This is a genomic window from Sulfoacidibacillus ferrooxidans (genome assembly GCF_022606465.1).
GTDB lineage: Bacteria > Bacillota > Bacilli > Alicyclobacillales > SLC66 > Sulfoacidibacillus > Sulfoacidibacillus ferrooxidans.
Genome location: NZ_JALBUF010000005.1, coordinates 22,853 through 40,444, shown reverse-complemented (window position 1 = coordinate 40,444; position 17,592 = coordinate 22,853). Strand labels below are relative to the sequence as shown.

The window sequence follows — 17,592 nt, the reverse complement described above, 5'->3', positions numbered from 1 at the left end:
TCGGTCACATCGACTTGTGTTCTCTACTTTCCCCTACTGCTGCACAGATGACCGATCGGTTGCCATTCCCTTGGCGCGATCTTGGCGCATCAGTAAAGTCAACACGGCACCTACGATGAGAAATGCCGCGAGCACATACATGGCACTGGTCATACTTCCTGTGCTTTGCTTCACTGCGCCAATGATATACGGTCCAAAAAATCCACCTAAGTTCCCTACCGAGTTGATAAAAGCAATCCCCACTGCAGCCGTAGCCTCAGTTAAAAATAGCGATGGCATCGCCCAAAATGGACCGAAAAATCCATAAATACCAGCCGTCGCTATCGCTAGCAACACGATCGAGACCCAAGCATTTGTCGTCATACCAAGCAGTACAAGCGCGATCGCACCTACCACTTGCGTCAGCGCAGTATGCCAGCGCCGCTCCCCACTGCGATCTGAAGACTTTCCGATCAACACCATGCCAATCCCGGCTACAACATAAGGAATCGCTGTGAGCCACCCGATCGTTGATAGTGAATACGAGCTAGACAGCGCCTTCACAATCTGCGGCAACCAAAACCCGATGCCATACAGTCCCGTCACTAAGCAAAAATAAATCAGCGTCAACATCCACACGCGACCATCCGCCATGACTTTCCACATCGACATCGAGTGGCGTTGCAACTTTGCCTCACGCTCACGAGTCAACTCACCGAGCAGCCAATTCTTTTCCTCCTGCGTCAGCCACTTGGCATCATTGGGTCGATTGGGCAGCACCCACAGCGTGATCACACCAAAGATGACTGCAGGAATGCCCTCTAAGATATACAGCCAGCGCCACGGTTGCAATCCACCCCAGTGGACATGCGCCAAGATAAAGGTAGACACCGGACCCCCGATGATCCCTGAAAGTGCAAGCGCTGTCATGAAAAACGCCACTGCTTTTGCTTGATCCCGCGCGCGAAACCAAAACGTCAGATATAGGATAATACCAGGAAAAAAGCCCGCTTCTGCGGCGCCCAACAAAAACCGCAACACATATAATTCCGTGACATTTTGCGCAATCGCCGTAAGCGAGGCCACAATCCCCCAACTCACTAAGATTCGCATAATCCAGATTTTTGCGCCAATTTTGTGCATCATGATATTGCTTGGCACCTCAAACAAAAAATACCCAATAAAAAAGATCCCCGACACAAGCCCAAATGCACTCGCACTAATCGAGAGTGCCGTATTCATCTGCAATGCCGCATACCCCGTATTGACCCGATCCAAAAAAGAGATAATATAGAGGACCACAATAAACGGAATAATCCGATTGTGCACCTTGCGCAATGTCGAACGTTCAATCTCAGCTATATTCACACTCACGACTAGCCCCCCTTTATCTGTTGCATCAACCGATTGCACATCTCCCATCGCGAAGCCTGTGCCTCTCCTTTCTCATAAGTATCACTTTGAACCAGAATACTATGAATAGACGTGCTATTTCATTGTTCCTCACTCTATCATGAATATCATTCTCGTACAAGATGAAAATGAAAGCGCATTGCATGTTCAGAGAAGGTGTTCTTTCACTTGCACAGGATTCATTCCCCACCAATCACCGTCTGCATGATATCACCTTGGCTTGTAAGAAGAACGAGATCTGCATCATACCCCAGTTCAATCTTTCCTTTACTATGTAAGCCCAACTTACGTGCAGCATTCTCACTGGTCATTCGCTGTGCATCGGCAAGATGGACTAGCCCATAGGATTGCACCAGAGAAAACGCCTGCCCCATCGTTAGGACACTACCTGCTAGTGTGCCATCTTCTAACTGACATTGACCACCTTGCACCTTCACCGTTTGACCACCAAGATCATAGAGTCCATCACCCATAGCCGTAGCGCGAATGGCATCGGTAATTAACATCAAGCGCTCTGAACCGATCGAGCGCACCAAAGCTTTAATCATCGCAGAATGCACGTGAATTCCATCACAAATAAGATCAGCCGTATACTCCTGATCCTCAATCACATGGCCAATCGGTCCTCCTTCACGATGTAACAAAGGTTCCATCGCGTTACACAGGTGGGTGACATGACTAAAGCCGGACAGTTTAGCAAGTGCTACATCAACTGCCTTAGCACGTGTATGACCTGCTGCAACAATGATTCCCGCTGCGCGCGCAAGGCGTGCTACATCATGTGCATGCGGACGTTCAGGGGCCATCGTTATCATTTTTACGATGCCAGTATCAAACCATCGACTAGCCATCTCACTTTGCGGATCAACTATGCAGTCAAGCCTCTGTGCACCCGCACGGTCCGGATGAATAAAAGGCCCTTCTAAGTGCACCCCGATCACCTGTGCGCCCTCGTGTCGCATAGTCATGTAATGCTTGGCCTGATGCAGTACTTGTGTAATCTGCGCATCTGACTCCGTAACCGTCGTTAAGAGCATGGAAGTAGTGCCATAGCGTGCATGAGTTTTCGCTATCGTCTCATAAGCTTCAATCGTATGATCCATCGTATCAGCACCACCACCACCATGCACATGAATATCGATAAATCCCGGCACGATTAGTGGCAGCGAGTCCTCTGTTTTTGCAAAAGTTTTTATCTCTACAATCTTGCCGTCTTGTAGGCGCACATGCACCGTCTGTAACGTGCCATTTGCCAAAATGCGATTTCCTTCAATATGCATGGCATGATCCCATCCTCTCACGGCCGGCAGTCCATACTGTCGCGTACCCATCGTAGCTCTAGACTGAAAATTACAAATGTCGAATCTGTGTTCGGTATTTCGTGATTATGCGTTCATTATGATCACTTTCAACGCCATTACTACTCACATATACTTCAGGTACTTTGCCATGCAAAATGCAATATTCCATTGCTTGTAAACTAATCATGTTCATGATCAATGTGCCGCTTATCGTTGACGTTGCTCCTACGTCTGTATCTAATCCATCGATATGAATGCTGGAATCCCCTGGAATACCACAGTTATCAATCACAATGTCAGCACACTCGAAGAGGTGCTTTCCAGACGTGTGGCGCGATGGCCACATTTTACTATGACGAAGATTCGTAAGTGCTATGACGCTCATTTTGCGCGCTTTGCCTGCTAATGCCATGTCAATGGGAACTGCATTGCGACCAGAGTTTGAAGCAACAATCAATACATCTCCAATTCGTACAGGATATTGGTCAAGCAAAGTCTCTGCATAGCCTTCTATCCCTTCTAAATAGGAGCTTTTAGCAGCACCTTCATGCAACATAAGACCCGTATCTAGGATTGGTACCATCCGCACTAAACCACCTGCACGGTAAAACGCCTCTTCTGCCAACATATGTGAATGACCAGTGCCAAATACGTACACCCATTGCTCGCGAATCAATGCATCACCCACCATAGTTGCCGCCTGATTCAACGCGCTGGTCTGCGTTTCAATGACTGCACGAAGTTGTTCTAATACTACATCAGCATACCGCTCTGCAACATTCATCGTAAATTCCCTCCACTCTACCATCCATAAAGATGTGTGCCCCATTTTTTCTTAACGATTACTTGTTCAACGTACAAGAGCGTCTCTGATGGAACATCTTCTTGTAAGACAACACCTGCCCCAATCACACTTCTCGTGCCAATTTTGCACCCTGGCATCAAAATCGCATTGACCCCCGTTCGACAGTGGTCACCTATGTAGACTGCATGGGCATAGTAACCTGCATGCTCGCGTCGTCCTTTGATGCGCTGCGGTGTTTCCCCATCGTCAAATCGCAATGTCCCACACACTGTCGCTGCACCTAAGTCACTCCCTTCTCCGATAACACCGTAAAGCTCCATGTAATGGTACAAATACACACCAGGAAAGGCTACTCCTGAAAATTCTGCCCCATGCCGCAACACTCCGCGATCTCCAATCGCCGAAGGACCTGTAATAAGACAATAGTCTACGATCTCAACGTTGCGTCCAATTGCCACATTTCCACGTACGATCGCACCATTATCGACTACACTACCATCTCCTATCCAAGCATTTCCTTCAATAAGGACCCTTGGACCAATGCGCACATGTTCGCCTAATACAACATGCCCCCGTATGTCCGCTTCTGGAGAAACGTAGGAACTATCTGGTATTACAGAATGTGTAAGTTGCGATGCTGCCTCATCCATTACACGCGCATTGGCCTCAAGGATATGCCATGGCTTATCTAAATCTATGCAATACGTTTGTGCATAGTAGGCCACAAACGTACCACCGGCTCCAATGAAAGTATGCAATGTTTCAATGAGATCTGCTTCTACAGGTGGCATGACGCCAACCTGTACACAAGTCATATGATCGGAAGTTGCACGAAGATAAGGAATGATGCGCTCATCGAACACATAAGCACCAGATAAGCGAACATTCACATCACTGCGAGGATGTGCGATGACTCGAGATACTATTTTTTGATCATCTACATATGCGCATAGCCAATCTTCTGAACGCTCATTTAAAAGAGCAGAGACCAGGAGCGCTTGCTCTCGCGTCTCTTCATAGCTCTGTATGAGCTGATAGATATTCTCCACAGGTGTAACGATGTCCCCATAAAGTACTAATGTGGGTTCACGCATGATGTCATCTATGACATAGCACAGTGCATCTGCAGAACCATCATGACTCTCGACCATGACATAGCGAATAAGTAACTTAAACTTTAAGCGATGCGTGATCCTCTCCACTTCAGCACGAATGGCAGCCATACCTCGTTGATCAGCTATGATGATCAACGTTTGGATCCCGACTTGTTGCAACTGCAAAATTTGTCTGTGCAACACCGTTTGGTTGAACACCGGAAGTAAGCATTTCGGTCGCACATCAGAGTACGGCCACATTTTAGTTCCGCGCCCTGAAGTAATCATGACCCCTTGAATTGGTTTCATCCTTTTCAGCTCCATTTCTATCCATCTATTGAACTAAACATGTAACCTAATTGGCTAAACTGATCTGGGTCTTTCAGCTTGATATGCCATGCTATCATAACCCCAATGACAGCATACAAGATGGTAAGATAAGTAATAAGATTAAATGGCCAACTGGGTATTGGTACAAGACTTGTCACCAAAGGAACAAACATAATAAGGGCCCCAAGTGATGGTGGCACAAGAGCTTTCATCCACCCCATCTCAAAGTGATTTTGCTCCTTCCACCATAATCGCATCCACCCAATATTGGCTAATACATAGATTGATAACGCAACCAAACCTGCGGCAGCCGTTATGTAGCTAAAGGCTACGGGGTAGGGATTTGCAGGGATTCCCAATCCTAAAACCAGAGCGGCTGTGGCAAACGTAAGCGTCCACATCGCATTTCTAGGTGTATCAAAGCGTGGATGCAATTGCCCAAACCATGGAAAGATGACTTTATCACGCCCCATGGCGTACATAATACGAGATCCTGCATTCGATGCTGCAAGCGATACACCAAAGGAAGAAACCATACCTGCTACATCGATGGCAATGACCATCCAGCTTCCTACATAATGTTTTGCTAGCACACTCAGCGGAAGTGTCGCTTGTGCAAGTTGTGCCCCACCATGCACCCCATATCCAATCGCAATCGCATAGGAGACGACAACGTAAAGCAACCCCCCAAGTAAAACAGCCACTAAAATCGCGGCTGGGATCGTTCGATAGCGATCGCGGGCTTCCTCTGCAACTGTTATCGATGCCTCAAATCCTGCAAATGCTCCCACGCCGTACAACATGCCAAACAAAATGCCGATCATCCCTCCATGCGCTCGTTTAGGTGAGAAAACGGCCAGTGTATTACCTTGTGCACCGCCATGAATGATAATAATCAACGCTAAGGTAAAAACAATCAATGATTCTACAATAATTAATACGAGATCAACTCGAGCAGACACTTTTAATCCTCTAATAACCATCCATAAAATGATTGCCATTGCAATGAGTGAGAGTATGGCCCAAGGAACGTGAATACCAACTGCTTGAGTCAATAGTCCAGAACCAAAATATCCAAACACAAGCATATTGGCAGGAAAGGATAACCCATATGCGAAAAATGTAAGCCAGCCAGAAAGAAATCCAGTCATTTTATTAAATGCTAGACTCAAAAAAGCATAGGATGAACCTGCTGAAGAAAATCTACGTGCAAAATAAATCAAGGAAGAGGCCGTAAAAAAAGCAGCAATCATTGATAGTAAAAAGGCCAACGGCACACCTGTGCCGGTAAATTGTGCCATGGCTTGTGGAGTAAAAATCACACCTGCTGCAGGTGCCATATTGCCAAAAGAAATGGCTAGAGCACCCCAAAAGGAGATCGTCCCCGCACGTAATATCTGTGTGGATTTGGCTTCCAATTACATTCACCCCATTCTCACTTATTTTTTCTGTTCATGTGCACGTTATGAGCTATTTCTGTGTGCACTTATGAAACTTGTAGTAATCCTTCACAAAATGATATTTTTAAAGTAAAATAACATGTGTCTATTTAGAAAACAATATATTTTTTGTGAAATCAAAAATAACTTGATTAGACAGGAGGAACAACCAATGGATTTATCTCAACTCTTACAGATTCCCGATATATTTTCTATGAAAACGATTTTAGTCATCCAACCTCATGCTGATGATGCAGAAATCGGAGCTGGTGGTACACTCGCTCGTGTAATCGCAGACGGTGCTCGCGTCGATTATGTCACAGTAGCAGATGATCGCGTTGGATCGCGTGATCGATCGATTTATCCTGAGCAACTCGCTGAGTTGCGTATAAAAGAACAAGATGCCGCCATGGAGGTCTTGGGCATCAATAGCAATCGCTGGCTAGGTTGGCGAGATAGTGAAGTCTTGCCTACTCATACGCTTCGCGGTCAATTTATCAGGGCCATTCGAGAGTTAAAACCAGATGCTGTCATGACCATCGATCCATGGCTTCCTTATGAGGCGCATCCAGATCATCGATATACGGGGATGATCGCGGCAGAAGCTGCATTTCTTGCTGCGCAACCGTATGTCAATCCGGAACATTTACGAGATGGACTTGAACCACATGAGGTCACAGCGGTAGCTTTTATGGGGACTTCCAAGCCAAATGTATTTATTAGTATTGATAACACGATAGAAACAAAATTAACTGCTGTGCGTTGTCACAAAAGTCAATTTGAGCACACGTGGGATTTCTATGAATCATATCTTACCTATCTAGCAAAACAGTGGGCACAACAAGCACAAAAAGAAGGGTATATGGAGGCATTTAAAGTATTAACTCCCCTTCAAATGCACTATAATGTTCACGCTGAATCGATGTAACAATACGCTTGATATTGAATGCGATTTGACTTTGGGGAGGAGGTACTGCCATGGAGTCTGATAACTTTAATTTATTGGCACGTGTGAGCCAGACGCACTTTCGAAAAGCCGAGGGTAAAGTGGGTGCCTTATTACTTGAATCACCTGAATGTTTTTATCAACTATCCATTAGTGAAGTGGCGACACGTTCACAAACAAGTGAAGCAACTGTGATTCGTTTTGCAAAAGTATTAGGCTTTTCTGGATTTCAATCTTTGAAAATCTCTCTTGCTCAGGAAGTGGCTGTCGCAAACGATATACTTAGTTCTGGTGTTGTTCCCACTGACGATTGGCAAAAGGCTCTTCTCAAAGCCATACAGATGTATCAGGTAACGTTATCTGAAACAGGTGACCTCCTTCTACAATCTTGTATACCATCTGTCCTAACTGCCATTGAATCGGCAACGATGATACTCATTACAGCTGTAGGTACTTCTGGCAGCGCCGCCTCTATGCTTCAATATAAACTCTCGCGTCTCGGATACCGTGCCTATTACCATGCTGACCCACATAATCAAGCATTACAAGTGTCCCTGTTACATGAAAACGATGTAGTCATCGCCTTATCTGCATCTGGAACTACTAAAGATACGGTTGATGTCATGAGATTAGCCTATGAACAAGGTGCTAAAACAGTTGCCGTTACGCAATATGCAAAGTCGCCACTGACTAGCTTTGCACAGGATGTTTTACTGACTACAGGGCGTGAAACGGCGATCTCGTCTGGAGCTGTATCTACTGCAATATCTCAACTAGCAGTTGTCGATGCTATTTTTATTGGACTCATGCTGCATCATTTTAACGATGCAAATGATAAGCTACGTCACACGGCAAGCACGCTTGCTCGCGATCGTAAGTTTTAATGTAAAGGTGATTGAATGGGTATGCGATATGGACTAGTGGATATTGGAGGAACAAAAATTCAAGTTGCTGTCAGTGATGGTCAGCGCATTCTTAAGCAAATAACCTGCAAAACGCAAGATCTAGTCCAACAGCAAGACAACGCAAATCAAGCCGATGATTTGCGCGCGCACGCTATCCCAAACTACATAGAGAGGACGTTAACTAGTCTCCTTCATTCAACCCATCAAGGTGAAAAGATTAATCTTTGCGCCGTAGGTGTCAGTGTCCCAGGTCCGATCGATCATGAAGGTGGTATCGTGCGCTATGCTAGTCATTTACACTGGGACAACTATCCACTCGCTGATATGTTATCTAAACGCCTACAGGGAGTCCCCGTATATATAGAAGATGATGCCAATTGTGCAGGATTAGGCGAGATGCGCTTTGGAGCAGGGCAGCACTCGGAACATATTCTGTATATCACAATTAGTACGGGCATTGGCGCGGCACTCATCTTACATCGCAAGTTGTATCGTGGACATCTTGGTGCAGCTGGTGAGATTGGACATATGACAATCGAGCCCGATGGACATTTATGCACTTGTGGCAATCGAGGGTGTCTAGAAACCATCGCATCAGGAACGGCTATTGCAGCACAAGGTAATCAACTCTTAGCACACGATGCAAACCACCGCTTGCATCAACCATTAGTCGGCACTCACTTTTTAGCACAAGACAGCTGTGACATGGCAAATACTCATAACCTTGCAAGTACACCTTTCTCGCGATCGCGATCAGTATACACATATACTGGTCTGACAGCCTCCGAAGTCTTCGACTGTGCAAGAGAAGGTGATCCAGACTGTCAACTCATTGTCAATAAAGCAGGACGCTCTATAGGTATCGCACTTGCAAACATAGCTCATATCATCAGCCCAGAAACCATTATCCTAGGTGGTGGCGTAATGAAACAATCTGACTATCTGTTACCGATTATCATCGCTGAAATGGAATCACGTCTCCTAGCACCCTTTCGCAATCGCATTCATATTCAAACCAGTCATCTCGCAGATGCTGCCCCACTCTTTGGCGCACTCACCATGATCTTGGATCGCTTCTCACCGACAAATCCTTAATCAATTGTTCTCCACCTTTGCTATTCAACGTGTCTTCAACTTTAAGAGACCGATATTCAATTTTAAACATCAAAAGCAACCCGCCCACCACAGGCGAGTTCCTTGTCGGTTGTCTGGGATGACGATCGCTCCATGCAAAATGATCATCGATCCCATACTTAGTGAATCGAACGTTGCTCGTCTTTCCAAAACTGTTCACGTAGCTTCTTCTTGTCCACTTTGCCGTAAGGTGTCAGTGGCAGTTGCTCCACAATGACCACTTGTTTGGGACGTTTATATTTTGATAAGTGGTCATTGCAATGCTCGGCTACTTCTTGCTCTGTGATGGTCATCCCTGGTCGCGCGACGATCCATGCAAAAACTGCCTCTCCCCAGTCCTCATCTGGCACACCTATAACTGTAGCGAGAAGAATATCCGGATGCTTTTGTAAAACAGACTCAATCTCGCTTGAGTATACATTCATTCCCCCAGAAATAATGACATCCTTTTTACGATCGAGTAAAAATAAATACCCATCTTCATCTAGGTAGCCAATATCTCCTGTGTGCAGCCAGCCATCGCGCAACGTCTGCTCCGTTTGTTGCGGGAGATGGAGATAACCTACCATGTTGTAGGGGGTATGTACCACCACTTCCCCAGGCAAACCTGGTTGTTGTATTTCACCTGTTTCACTTAATACGCGAAGATCAGCCATTAGCACGGCTTGACCACAGCTTCGTAAACGATGGGCATGAGGTCCAGTCACTTGGTGATCCTCTTTGCGCAATCGCGTAATAAAATTCGGTGCCTCTGTTTGACCATATAACTGAGTAAATACAGGTCCGAACACCTCGAGTGCTCGACTGAGTCTACTTTGCGTGATGGGCGCTGCTCCGTAAAGGATCGTTCGCAAGGATTGCAGATCGTACGTCACACCTTCGCGCAATCGCTCCTCTATCCGATCGATCACGCGATAGATCATCGTCGGTACCATAAAGGTAAGCGTCACCCGCTCTGTTGCAATGCGCATAAGAACTTGATCCGGATCAAATTTTCGTTCAATCACATGGACCGCGCCCTTTGCCAATCCAGCGGTCATGACCATCCCCGCACTGTGTGGCAAAGGAGATGTAAGAAGGATTCGCTCGTTGTCTTGCATCTCAAGTTCAATGATATGTGAGAGCACATTGGCTACTAGATTCTCTTGGCTATGCATGACTCCTTTTGGAGCCCCCGTCGTACCACCTGTGTAGACGATCAGGGCTATATCGCGAGCCTCCGACTGCACTTCAATATCCGTGTCCACTTTGCCTGCAAGCCATGATTCCCAAGCGATCACGCCAGGCCCGCAGACATGTTGTGGCACCATCCCAATCACACTTGAAAGCTCTGGGAAGTTCCCGCGCCGCTCTTCAATCTGTTGTACAAACTGCTCACCTGCAATCAAAAGCTGTGCCTTGGAGTCATGTAAGATATGGCTCACCTCATGAATGCTTAACATATCATTTAGCGGTATTCTCGTTGCACCAAGTAAGATCAGCGCCATATCGACTACTACAAACTCGATGCTATTTGACATCCATACGGCAACAAGAGATTGACGTTCTACCCCTTGATCGATTAGCGCGTGGGCAACACGGCAACTTGCTCTATATAATTCACGATACGTCATAATCGTATCTTGATAAATGAGAGCCGTTTGTTCGCCGTAACGTTTTATTATGCGTCCAAATCGTCCAGTGAGTGTCTTCTCACTTTCCCAATCCATCGTCTATCACACCTCACGCTGCGCGAAATTATCCGCGATATACTGTGTCGTAAAGTCTTCAAATTCATGCGGATCAACAGGAAGCGATCTCATCAACCAATCTCTATAGAATGTTTGCAGATCAGGAAGTGCATCAAAGACAGGTGGATAGCCTGGTGGCACGGCCTCCACGTCAAGTAATGCAAAACAACCTGGACAATAATATTCTCGTATTTCATGCCATCCTTCTGTAGCATGCATACCTTGTGGATAAAGTTCTTGAAAAGACTCCTCCGATCGGCGAACATATACATTAGCTTGCACTTTCCAGTTTACTCGGTACTCTGTAAACTCATGTCCACACGTGCACTTGACGATAGCTTGACGTTGCTTACCCGTCTCTTTTGCTACGATCATCAAGTGGTCCGTAAGAGGTAATAAAATGGGCTCCGTCCATGCAACTTTTCCTTGTACATACGTGATTAAGACATCAAATGCATGTGGATCTTTTTCATCGGCAATCACTTGAAATAATTCTTTTGAAGACATGCAACCATCTAACATGGACCCCATGCGCTTAATCTGTTCTTTTGTAACCTCCACTCTCATCACTCCCTAGCGATCTAAGTATTTTTCCAGTTGTTCTTGCGGACGCACGACCCAAAATACGTGCTTGCGATCCATATAAACGCGATAGTGAGGCGGAACGAGTAGCGTTGTAGCAGATGATTCTACAAGGCACGGTCCAACAAGTACATTCCCTGGCTTCACAAGTTCCATATCGTAAACATGCGCCTCCATCATTTCTTTACCCCAGTACAGAGAGCGCGTCTCTTTGACTGTATCTTGTTTTGGATCTTGACCACACAGTTCACTATTCATCAACGTTGGTGCAATGCTATCGTAGTAACCAGATAAAATTACACGCGTAATTTGATATCCAAAATCTGTACTGCGTGCCGCTCGCGCATACACTTTATCGAAACTTTCTTCAAAGATCTCGATCATCTGCATCAGAACAGTTCCATCTAACCCTTTTGTTAGATCAAAGTGGTCTAAGGTAACTTCCAAATCATCGAGCATTCCTGCGTAGCGCATGCGAACAGATGCTACATAACGCAATCGCGTTCGCGACAACCCTTCGCGCTCCGTCTCATGTACAATTAATGCTAAGAGTCCGTTCCACAACTGGCCAAGTTTTTCTAGTGCATGCATATTAAGCACCATGCCCATCGCTTGTTCAAATGTTGACCCAGCGTCCACCCCAGCGTCCACTAAGGATTTTACTTCCAATGGCAGTATCCCATAGGCGCCTTGCATCACGTCTTTTGCTAAACCTTTAGGTTTGACGTTTGCCGGTGGTGGCAAAAACAGATCTGTAGAAATCTCTTGACGCATGCCATACTCGCCACAAGCTGCGCCAAATGCTGAAAATCCCGGTGCCCAGGAGGGAATCATGACACCTGCTAGATTTAACCCATCTGTATAGCCAATTACATGAAGTGGGCCACCTCCACCATACCCTGCCACGTGGAAGATCTCAGGGCCAAAACCCATACCAAGCATCACTTGTTGAAGGTGTAACTTTAATGTCAGGTTTGTCAGTTGATGCACTCCCCAAGCGGCCTCATAAACATCGACGCCAAGCGGTTTTGCCACTTGCTCCGTAAAGAGTTCAATTGCTCGTTCCCGATCAAGTTTAACTTGACCTCCAAGGAAATTATCGGGGTTGAGATAGCCTAAAATCAGATTGGCATCATTGACTGTCACCGTGTCAACGCCACTTGCCGGAACACAGACACCCACTCGGTATCCAGCACTATCAGGGCCCAAGCGTACACGCTGTGTCACAGGGTCGACGCGAACATATGACCCGGTTCCTGAACCAATCGAGTCCACTGCAACCATCGGTGTATTGACTAAAAACTGATCAATCATGCCGGTATCACGTAACAACAAGTCTCCATTGAGAATCGTACCTACATCAAATGTCGTTCCGCCAACATCTGTCGCTAACATGTATTTAATATCATAGGCCTTACCCAAAAACTTACTTCCAAGAACACCGCCAGTCGGTCCAGAGTTGACTGTATGAATCATCTGATCAAAGGAAGTCGATACGGTCGTTCCGTAATTTGTCAATAAACGAACGCTCGCTGAACTGCCTTGATTGCGAAATTCCCCTTCCAGCTCTTTTAGCTGTACTCGCGATGGTTCTGCCGCATAGACTTGGATCACCACTGAATTAATGCGTCCAGCCTCACCAATAATCGGATGGACTTTGTGTGAGAGAAAGATCGGAATCGAAACACCGCGGCGATCAAGCACCTCTTGAACCAATTGTTCGCTTCGTATTTCGTGATCAGTTGCAATGAAGCTATTGAGATAACAAATCACGATCGCCTTTGCCCCTTGATCAATCAAGTGCTCTGTGGCCTCGCGTACATCTTCTTCATAGAGGGGGATCATCTCATGACCACTAGGCAAGATGCGCTCTCGTACGCCATGAATAAACTCCCTTGCAACGAGTGGTTCTGGATGAAAGTGCGAGACGGCGTGTAGACGTTCTTGCAAGGATAAATGATGCCAGGATTGACGTGCGCGTCCAAAACGCAAGGTATCTTCAAACCCTGCACTTGTCAGAACACCGATCGGAGACGTTCCTGTGCGGCTAATGATGCGATTGAGCATCAATGTTCCGGTATAGACGACCATTTCGATACGGGAGGCCACTTCAGAGATTGTTAAGTCCCACTGTTTTGAAGCATCGCGTAATGAATGCATAATCCCTTCGCCAACTGCATCGGGTGTGGTCTGTGACTTGCCAACCACAAACTGTCCTTCTGTATCGATTAAAATTGTATCTGTCATGGTCCCACCAGTATCGATGGCTAAGATTTTTGTATCGTGCTGATTCATGATGGATCCCCCCATGACAACATAAATTCTTGTGGCAATTGCCATGTAGCAAGGAAACTTGTTTCCCAAAAACGTTTCCCAACTTGTGAAAGATCGCGATACATCTCACGCACAGGACCAATGAGTTCACCACTTTGCAAGCGTTCGCGCTCAAACTGATAGAACTCTGCAAAGGGTACACTGCGCGATTGTCGACGTTGCCTCATTTCATGTCGCAGTTGCTGACTTGCCTCAATATCTACGTAATTATTGCCAAGTTGATCACAAGAAACGACAATACCATAAACATCACTCATCACGCGCAGTGTATAGATTCCCTCCTGTAGATCTTTTTCACAAGCAGCTAGCGAGCGTTCAAGCGGATCTCCATAGCCTGACCCACCTGTATATTTCATATAGACTAAGTCACCATCAGCAAAGGATCGTGGATAATACGTCGCGTAGGGCAAGCGGTCAATTTGTGATGCCACTAGATGATCATCTATCTCTGGATGATCGGGATGATCGCCGCGCGGATATTCCTGCTGCTTGGCAAATCGTTCTACTATATCTGTCCCATGTGCGTGTAATGTGTAGGCGCTATAGGCAGGATAACCGCCGGCATTGCCTGCATTAGGAAATACTTGGCCCATATTCACACTAAACACAGTCGCACTTTGTACTCCATAAAGTAGCCCCATTGTCTCAAATCCGCTACCCCCGCGACGGCGACCATATCCTGCTGTATCTGGCTTTAATCTGCGCGAAAGATAGCGAAGACCGACTTGCAGACGCTCCCAATCTTCTACATCGCCCATATCTGCTTCTGGATTAAACATCGCATAACCATGATCCAGTCCATCACGAACAGGATTGGCGCCAAAGCCAACACTCGATATTTCAAATGTTGTAATCGGAGCATACATCTGTTGTGGTTCTCCAGTTAGACCACTCAATACCATGCCACCTTGCGTTGCATCTGCAGAAAGTCCATATCCCGCTGTACCTTCCTCGATGTAGCCGCGACCAAAAAAGCTTCTTTGCAAATTTCGATAGAGTCCTGTATAGATAGGGATCGTTAAAAACCAAGGCGTTTGCCGTGACAGGTCATATACTTCGTTGTTATTGAGCCACGTGCCTTTTGGACGATAAGTTTCTAATCCCAAGTTAAATCCTTCATTGACGACTTCGCCATAACCAAGCATCTGAGTTAGTACAACCCAAAGTGCGCCTAGTACAGAAGATAATGCAGTATTCCAAGCAAATGCTCCATATCCGCTATTGCCTTCGTAATCTACTTTTAAGCTCCCATCTGGTCGCACATTGACTTCAATCGGTAAATGATGCAAAATATCACGTTTTGCTTGTGGTTGCCAGGCTTCTTTGGCAAACGGTGTATCTGCAAAACTCACCGCACGAAACCGTCCTGGCACTAAACGCTCGCGAGAACGCGCCAAGAAATTGCGCCGTGAAAATTCGATCACCTCACGTGAGATCTGATGATAAAAGTCGAGTCCGTACTCTTCGATAAACGCAATGACGTTGCGCTTAATCATCTCTGATCCAGAAATGCGCGCTTTTTCATCTAAATCATAATAAAGTGGTGTTCTCACACCTTGTCTGGATCGTAGCAAGTAGTGCGGATAGAGTCGATCTTGTTCGCCAATCTTTTCATTGGTCATATAGAGTCCATCTTCATAACGAGAAGTCGCAGCGACAATATCGTGACCAGGCGTGATACCACCAATATCAACTTGGTGAGTCACACCACCTGACCATCCGACGAGTTCTCCATGATAAAAAATAGGCAATATCGTGTGGATATCTGTCGTATGCACGTTACCTAACATCGGATCATTATTGGAAAAGATATCTCCATCCCTTATGCCAGGAAAGGATTCATAGCCATCACCAATCATCGTTTTAATGTCTTCGCTCATCGTATGCACATGGACGATAATACCCGTTGATAATGCTACAGCATCACCATCTGGTGTATATAGTGCAAAACAGGTCTCGCCAAGACTGCGAGTCAGTGGTGATGCTGCTATGTGTACAGCCACCTCACGTGCCGCTACCGCTGCCGCCACGAGCTTCGTCACAGCCTCTTCCCAGCGAAATGGATCTTGATTACGTAGTGATAGCGTTCTAAGACCTGCATAGTAACCGCTTTCTTCTGTGCGTTGTACATTCTCGTTCAATAGATCCCGAAGAGAATCCGCCACATGTCTCACTCCCTTCTTCAATGATTCCATCGTATCGAATCCCTATCTACGAGGCATCCCTTATGTGCGGTGCATTTCTTCCCTCATTTAAGGTGTTGACTGTATAATTAGAATTGGTATACTATTAATTGCGTTCATTTTATTTCTTCTCCGTATGAACATAGTCTTTTATCTATGGGGGGTATATATGTCGCTTTCGATTCCATCCCCAGTACCTCCAAAAGCACTGATACGCTATATAGTAGAACGCATTAATATCTATGCATCGGAGCTCCTCACTACTTGGTCCTTTCAAGTGTCAACCGATGGATTTTCCCCCACCACACAGCACTCGCTTTATGTCTTATTGCGCTTTATGTTTGTACATATGGAGGAGCTATTAAGCTCTTCAGCAGAACAAGCAGTCATTCTATCTGACATCAAAGATCTTTTACAACGCACGGATCCTCAACTCGAGGCCACTGATCTTTACTATCTTTTAAGCAAAGTTGAAAGATACCTATTGGATCTTGGGAGACATTACGAAGGAACAGGGGAAAGTGCATTTATACCTTGGATTCATCAAGTTTTTTTGCGGCTTGGCTGCGAACTGATGCAGTCACTCGATGATCGTGCTACGAATAGATACATGCCATCTACCGAACAGTGGCTGATGCGATCACTGCTCGCTTTAGATGACGTATTGCTCGATAGTACGGATCTCTGTGACATGATTACTGCGACCTTGCACGCACTTTGCTCCACGACTCAATTAGCTCGTTGTTCATTTTTCCAATACATGCCTATCACACAGTCTTATGTAGGAGTAGCTGCATGTAATCTCCCACTGTCAGATATTCGTTCCATTCACCAACCTGTAGGCGGAGTTCCACAGATCTATGCGATGATGAATCACTGCGATCCACAGTTTATTGAACAGGCAAGGGACTTTTTGCCACAAGAATATGTCCACCAATTTCAGCTAACCTCGCTCTTACTATCGTCTATCATCTCACCAAAAGGACAGCCACTAGGAATCATCTTCATGGACGCTGGAGGTTCTGTGTTTGCACCGCAACCCTTCCAATTACACTTTGCAAAAGCTGTCATTGAACGCTTTGGAAAAATCTCATCCACTCAACTACGTCCTGATCGAACACTTCACACGCGACACAGTTCTGAAGTTTTAACAGCTCGAGAAACGACCATTGTACAATGCATTGCACAAGGGATGGAGACGCGAGACATCGCAGCGCAGCTGTTTTTGAGTGAATATACCGTGTCTGATCATGTGCGAGCTATACTACGCAAACTCGATGCCAAAACGCGCGCGCAGGCTGTCGCCAAAGCTTATCACCATGGTCTCCTTTCATAACTCCCATGTACACTTGTGCCATTATAGAAAATGCGGCATAGGTGGTACAATATTTGTGAGTATACGTGAATAGGAGAGTTA

General features: G+C 45.9%; 13 protein-coding genes. 4 read left to right on the top strand and 9 right to left on the bottom strand.

Annotated elements, in window-relative coordinates:
• Positions 1 to 33: 33 nt before the first annotated feature.
• The 5 genes from MM817_RS08945 to MM817_RS08925 all read right to left on the bottom strand — a co-directional run bounded on the left by MM817_RS08945 (position 34) and on the right by MM817_RS08925 (position 6,340).
• Positions 34 to 1,353, bottom strand: a complete 1,320-nt coding sequence (locus tag MM817_RS08945; protein ID WP_241713940.1) for an MFS transporter — start codon at positions 1,351 to 1,353, stop codon at positions 34 to 36.
• Between the two features lie 218 nt (positions 1,354 to 1,571).
• Positions 1,572 to 2,672, bottom strand: coding sequence for an N-acetylglucosamine-6-phosphate deacetylase (gene nagA / locus MM817_RS08940; RefSeq protein WP_241713937.1), 1,101 nt, complete (start codon positions 2,670 to 2,672; stop codon positions 1,572 to 1,574).
• A gap of 70 nt (positions 2,673 to 2,742) precedes the next feature.
• Positions 2,743 to 3,477: an SIS domain-containing protein gene (locus MM817_RS08935; protein ID WP_241713935.1), complete on the bottom strand. Its 735-nt coding sequence runs from the start codon at positions 3,475 to 3,477 to the stop codon at positions 2,743 to 2,745.
• 17 nt (positions 3,478 to 3,494) lie between these two features.
• On the bottom strand, positions 3,495 to 4,901 hold the full coding sequence (locus MM817_RS08930; protein ID WP_241713933.1) for a sugar phosphate nucleotidyltransferase: 1,407 nt from the start codon (positions 4,899 to 4,901) through the stop codon (positions 3,495 to 3,497).
• A gap of 17 nt (positions 4,902 to 4,918) precedes the next feature.
• Positions 4,919 to 6,340, bottom strand: a complete 1,422-nt coding sequence (locus tag MM817_RS08925) for an APC family permease (RefSeq protein WP_241713932.1) — start codon at positions 6,338 to 6,340, stop codon at positions 4,919 to 4,921.
• A 193-nt stretch (positions 6,341 to 6,533) separates the two neighbouring features.
• Between MM817_RS08925 and MM817_RS08920 the strand changes: the two genes are divergently transcribed.
• Genes MM817_RS08920 through MM817_RS08910 form a run of 3 tightly spaced genes read left to right on the top strand, consistent with a single transcriptional unit; the run spans position 6,534 to position 9,307 of the window.
• Positions 6,534 to 7,289, top strand: coding sequence for a PIG-L deacetylase family protein (locus MM817_RS08920; protein ID WP_241713930.1), 756 nt, complete (start codon positions 6,534 to 6,536; stop codon positions 7,287 to 7,289).
• A 50-nt stretch (positions 7,290 to 7,339) separates the two neighbouring features.
• Positions 7,340 to 8,191: a MurR/RpiR family transcriptional regulator gene (locus tag MM817_RS08915; protein WP_241713928.1), complete on the top strand. Its 852-nt coding sequence runs from the start codon at positions 7,340 to 7,342 to the stop codon at positions 8,189 to 8,191.
• A gap of 21 nt (positions 8,192 to 8,212) precedes the next feature.
• Positions 8,213 to 9,307, top strand: a complete 1,095-nt coding sequence (locus MM817_RS08910; protein WP_241713926.1) for an ROK family protein — start codon at positions 8,213 to 8,215, stop codon at positions 9,305 to 9,307.
• A 158-nt stretch (positions 9,308 to 9,465) separates the two neighbouring features.
• Here MM817_RS08910 and MM817_RS08905 read toward each other — a convergent pair whose 3' ends face one another.
• Genes MM817_RS08905 through MM817_RS08890 form a run of 4 tightly spaced genes read right to left on the bottom strand, consistent with a single transcriptional unit; the run spans position 9,466 to position 16,157 of the window.
• Positions 9,466 to 11,055, bottom strand: a complete 1,590-nt coding sequence (locus MM817_RS08905; RefSeq protein WP_241713924.1) for a class I adenylate-forming enzyme family protein — start codon at positions 11,053 to 11,055, stop codon at positions 9,466 to 9,468.
• A gap of 6 nt (positions 11,056 to 11,061) precedes the next feature.
• On the bottom strand, positions 11,062 to 11,637 hold the full coding sequence (locus MM817_RS08900) for an acetone carboxylase subunit gamma (RefSeq protein ID WP_241713922.1): 576 nt from the start codon (positions 11,635 to 11,637) through the stop codon (positions 11,062 to 11,064).
• A gap of 12 nt (positions 11,638 to 11,649) precedes the next feature.
• Positions 11,650 to 13,953, bottom strand: coding sequence for a hydantoinase/oxoprolinase family protein (locus tag MM817_RS08895; RefSeq protein WP_241713920.1), 2,304 nt, complete (start codon positions 13,951 to 13,953; stop codon positions 11,650 to 11,652).
• Entirely contained in the window at positions 13,950 to 16,157 is a 2,208-nt protein-coding gene (locus tag MM817_RS08890; RefSeq protein WP_241713918.1) for a hydantoinase B/oxoprolinase family protein, read from the bottom strand. Before MM817_RS08890 ends, MM817_RS08895 begins: the two co-directional genes overlap by 4 nt.
• Positions 16,158 to 16,344: 187 nt before the next feature.
• Between MM817_RS08890 and MM817_RS08885 the strand changes: the two genes are divergently transcribed.
• Positions 16,345 to 17,511, top strand: coding sequence for a helix-turn-helix transcriptional regulator (locus tag MM817_RS08885; protein ID WP_241713916.1), 1,167 nt, complete (start codon positions 16,345 to 16,347; stop codon positions 17,509 to 17,511).
• Positions 17,512 to 17,592: the final 81 nt, after the last annotated feature.

What these genes read in the sequence shown, in the direction of transcription:
- MM817_RS08895 (WP_241713920.1), bottom strand. Translation starts at nt 13,953, where the DNA reads ATGAATCAGCACGATACAAAAATCTTAGCCATCGATACTGGTGGGACC.
- MM817_RS08920 (WP_241713930.1), top strand. Translation starts at nt 6,534, where the DNA reads ATGGATTTATCTCAACTCTTACAGATTCCCGATATATTTTCTATGAAA.
- MM817_RS08905 (WP_241713924.1), bottom strand. Translation starts at nt 11,055, where the DNA reads ATGGATTGGGAAAGTGAGAAGACACTCACTGGACGATTTGGACGCATA.
- MM817_RS08935 (WP_241713935.1), bottom strand. Translation starts at nt 3,477, where the DNA reads ATGAATGTTGCAGAGCGGTATGCTGATGTAGTATTAGAACAACTTCGT.
- nagA (WP_241713937.1), bottom strand. Translation starts at nt 2,672, where the DNA reads ATGCATATTGAAGGAAATCGCATTTTGGCAAATGGCACGTTACAGACG.
- MM817_RS08910 (WP_241713926.1), top strand. Translation starts at nt 8,213, where the DNA reads ATGCGATATGGACTAGTGGATATTGGAGGAACAAAAATTCAAGTTGCT.
- MM817_RS08930 (WP_241713933.1), bottom strand. Translation starts at nt 4,901, where the DNA reads ATGAAACCAATTCAAGGGGTCATGATTACTTCAGGGCGCGGAACTAAA.
- MM817_RS08915 (WP_241713928.1), top strand. Translation starts at nt 7,340, where the DNA reads ATGGAGTCTGATAACTTTAATTTATTGGCACGTGTGAGCCAGACGCAC.
- MM817_RS08885 (WP_241713916.1), top strand. Translation starts at nt 16,345, where the DNA reads ATGTCGCTTTCGATTCCATCCCCAGTACCTCCAAAAGCACTGATACGC.